This is a genomic window from Zhenhengia yiwuensis, assembly GCF_014384995.1.
Classification (GTDB): Bacteria; Bacillota; Clostridia; order Lachnospirales; family Cellulosilyticaceae; genus Zhenhengia; species Zhenhengia yiwuensis.
In genome coordinates this window covers 1-3,862 of the sequence record NZ_JACRSY010000078.1, presented here as the reverse complement: position 1 = coordinate 3,862, position 3,862 = coordinate 1, and the positions used below count along the sequence as shown (strand labels likewise).

Sequence of the window (3,862 nt, the reverse complement as noted above, 5' to 3'; positions counted from 1 at the left end):
ATAGAAATTTACACCTTGCCTAACAAAGAGGGGGAGCGTGTATTAGCCTATACTTTAGATAAAAAAGAAGAGGTTTGGAAGACCTATCTTAAAGTCTTTAGTCAATCTGAGGTTTTATATATTACTTATGAGACTTATGGAGACACGGTAGAAGCTGAAGACATTAATCAATTACAAGGTGCAGCTTACTACTTAGAAAATTTCATAGAAAATGTGAAGAATAAACTGGCTAGTCATGAGGAGGATAAAGTAAGGCATATTACAGGTAAGGAAAGAGAAAGCTGGAACAGTAGGGCCTTTCAAAAGGATTTAGAGGTCACCAATCAAAATCTACAAATGACAAACGAAAATCTAGAAGCCACTAATCAGAATTTAGGCTTAACACAGCAAGAGCTACTGAGTCATAAAAGTGCAAAGGATAATCCTCATGCTGTGACTAAACATCAGGTGGGACTAGGCAATGTAGAAGATATACAACAAGCTTCTAAAGCGGAGTTTATTTTACATAAGGAAGATTTAAGCAATCCACACCAGGTCACTAAGGATCAAGTTGGTTTAGGAAATCTGGATAATATACAACAAGCCTCGAAAACGGAGTTTAATACCCATAATCAAGATACAATAAGGCATTTAACCCCAGCAGAAAGAGCTAACTGGAATGACAAGTACACACGTAATGAAATCGATAATAAATTAGCTGCTATGGAAATGAACATAGATTGGAAAGAATCTGTGGCTACCTTTGCAGACATTGCAACCACTTACCCAGAGCCACAAGATGGTTGGACAGTTAATGTTAATGATACAGACTATACCTATAGATTTAATGGTACTAAGTGGATTGCTGTAAGTGCTAACGCTATTCCTAAAGCAACAAGTCAAGTTGATGGGCTTATGGCCAAAGAGGATAAGACTAATCTAGATGATATGAATAGTAAAAAGCATACTCATAGTAATAAGAGTCTTATCGATACGCTTACACAAGTGCTCATTAATAACTGGAATAGTGCCTTTACGCATATAAGTGATGCGGTTAAACACATAACAGCAGCTGAAAGAACCTTGTGGAATACAGTCTCAAATAAGGTTGATAAGGTAACTGGAAAAGGATTAAGTACCGAAGATTATACAACAGCAGAAAAAAGTAAGCTATCTGGTATAGAGGTTAATGCTAACAGATATGTACATCCTAGTGATGCCAATACAAGGCATGTAACAGATACAGAAAAGGCTACATGGAATGGAAAGGCAAATGCTTCACATGGTAATCATGTTCCTGCCACGCAAACAGCTAACAATAAAAAGTTTTTAAGGTGTGATAATACTTGGCAAGATGTAACACCAGGTAATATTGGGGCTGCAGCACTAGAACATGATCATGATAGTAGGTACTATACAGAATCTGAAGCTAACGCTAAGTTTGTATCAAAAGAGGACTTAGGCGCTGCTGGATATGGTGATATGACGAAGGCTGTCTATGATAAAAATGGCAATGGTTCAGTTGATAAAGCAGAGGCTGTACCTTGGACTGGTGTTACTGGGAAGCCATCAACATTTCCACCTAGTTCTCATAATCATGATGGTTCATATGCTACAAAAAAATTAAGGGCCAGTCATTATACAAGGTTTACTGTAGCAGGGGAAGCCAATAAATATTATCCTGTTATTATACGTTTGGGTGGTGCAGCATTTGGAGCTTGTCATTTAAGTATATCAAGAGGGTATAATTGGACAGCACCTGATTCTTGGAATACTGCTACACATAGAGGTGGTTTAACATTAGGTATACTTTGGAATGGTGACACTTATTGGGGTGGCAATAGTGGAAGTTCTTACGTTGTTACGATGTTTGATGAATCGTATACAACGATGGTAGCTGGATTATCTTATTGTACATCAGGGTTAGTAGTATGGTTAAGAGGAGGAGGCGCACAGTATCAAATCGAAAGTGATTATGGGATTGCCACGACAGTAGAGGTTAAATTAACGGACTTTACGGATAGTGCTAATAGAGTATTCCCAGTAAGAAGTAATACAAACTCAGTAGAAGTAGAAGTTAGAGCAAAATTTACCAATAGGTCTGGGGCCTTATACGACCAAGGGGCGAGGGTGTATTCACCAAAGAATAAACCTACGGCTGCAGATGTTGGAGCATTACCTAAAAAAGGACTTACTTGGAATGATTTAAAGGGGGTGTAATCAATGAGTTATAGCAAAAACTTATATGGAGAAGCCTCCTATGGATCATCTCAAGAAAGTATGCGTGATGAAATCATAGAAGTGGACTTAATGAAATATTTACCGACCTATTGGCATGAGATAGAGCAAATGAAAGTCCTTCAAGAGATTTTAGGGAAGAACTTAGCTGAAGCTATAGCCTTTAAACAAGATTTATTTAATCAGATGTTTATTGAGACAGCCACTTGGGGGCTATCCAGATGGGAAAAAATATTTGATTTGCCTATTGAGATAGAAAAAAACTATTCGTTCAGAAGAGAACGTATTAAGGCCAAGATTAGGGGTTCTGGGACAACAACGAAACAACTCATTATAAACATAGCCAGTGCCTTTTCAAATGGAGAGGTAGAAGTAATAGAATACCCTAATGAGTATAGATTTGTGGTCAAGTTCGTAGGCGTAAAGGGAGTGCCTGCTAATATGAAGGATTTAACAAGCTCCATAGAAGAGGTTAAACCTGCACACTTAGCATTTACTTTTGAATATACCTATAACTACTGGAATAATTTAAAAGCCTATACGTGGTCAGCTTTATCCATACATACATGGGATAAGGTAAAGGTCATATAGAAAGGAGTAATAGAATGAAAAATACTACCAATTATGGATTAAAGAAACCGGATGGTACAGATGCAGTTGATATCGCTATTATCAATCAGAATATGGATACTATAGATACAACGATGAAAAGTAATGCGAATCAAATCAATGATTTGAAAAATAACAAAGCCAATGCTTCTCATGGAAATCATGTTCCTGCCACGCAAACAGCAAACAATAAAAAGTTTTTAAGGTGTGATAATACTTGGCAAGATGTAACACCAGGTAATATTGGGGCGGCCCCAGCATCACATACTCATGATGATAGATATTACACAGAAACAGAAATTAATACTAAGTTAAATGCAAAAGCTAATACTTCACATACTCATACAAAATCACAAATTTCTGATTTTCCAAATAGCTTACCTGCTAATGGTGGGAATGCAGATAGCGTTGGTGGTAATAGGTTTAACTGGTCAGAACGTCATGTTAATCCAGTATTTATATGGGGTTCGCCAGATGGTGTCGTGGGCAATCAATACGTCTTTAGGCCATCTAGCATCGTTACTGGAGGTATTCAGGCTTCTGATACCCGAAATATACAATATACACCAGAATGGTATATGCAAAATAAGCCAATGAGTACTATTGCTGAGTTTAAGACTACAGCGGCCATTGGTATTACAGGAACAGGTAGTGCACATTGTTATTTAGAAACGCATACTCCGTGGAATGATTCTAGTGGTGGTTATCCTATGCAGATTGCATGGTTAGATACAAGAACTCCATTGTATAGACGAGGTATAAATGCAACTACTTGGGGTGCATGGGAAAGTTTAGGAGGAGGTGGTAGTGTGGTTAAAAGTGTACAACGTGGCTTTATAGAACTGGATCAAGCTGACTATGTAGACAGAACGTATTTAAAAGATTATGCAATTAGTGCAGTAAATCCATCAAAGACCATGATTAATTTATATAGTCAGGAGCGATATTGTCCTGTATCTGGTAGATTGATGAACAGTAATATATTACGTATCTATTCTAATACTAGTGGCAATGAAATTTATAAGGTTTCATGGGA

General features: G+C 37.3%; 1 protein-coding gene and 2 pseudogenes. All 3 read left to right on the top strand.

Going from position 1 to position 3,862, the window contains the following annotated elements; translation table 11 throughout:
* Positions 1 to 2,199 (top strand): annotated as a pseudogene (locus H8718_RS19735) (hypothetical protein); the annotation flags it as partial.
* 3 nt (positions 2,200 to 2,202) lie between these two features.
* On the top strand, positions 2,203 to 2,808 hold the full coding sequence (locus tag H8718_RS19730) for a putative phage tail protein (protein WP_249334760.1): 606 nt from the start codon (positions 2,203 to 2,205) through the stop codon (positions 2,806 to 2,808).
* Positions 2,809 to 2,822: 14 nt separating this feature from the next.
* Positions 2,823 to 3,862: pseudogene (locus tag H8718_RS19725) on the top strand (hypothetical protein); the annotation flags it as partial.

What these genes read in the sequence shown, in the direction of transcription:
- H8718_RS19730 (WP_249334760.1), top strand. Translation starts at nt 2,203, where the DNA reads ATGAGTTATAGCAAAAACTTATATGGAGAAGCCTCCTATGGATCATCT.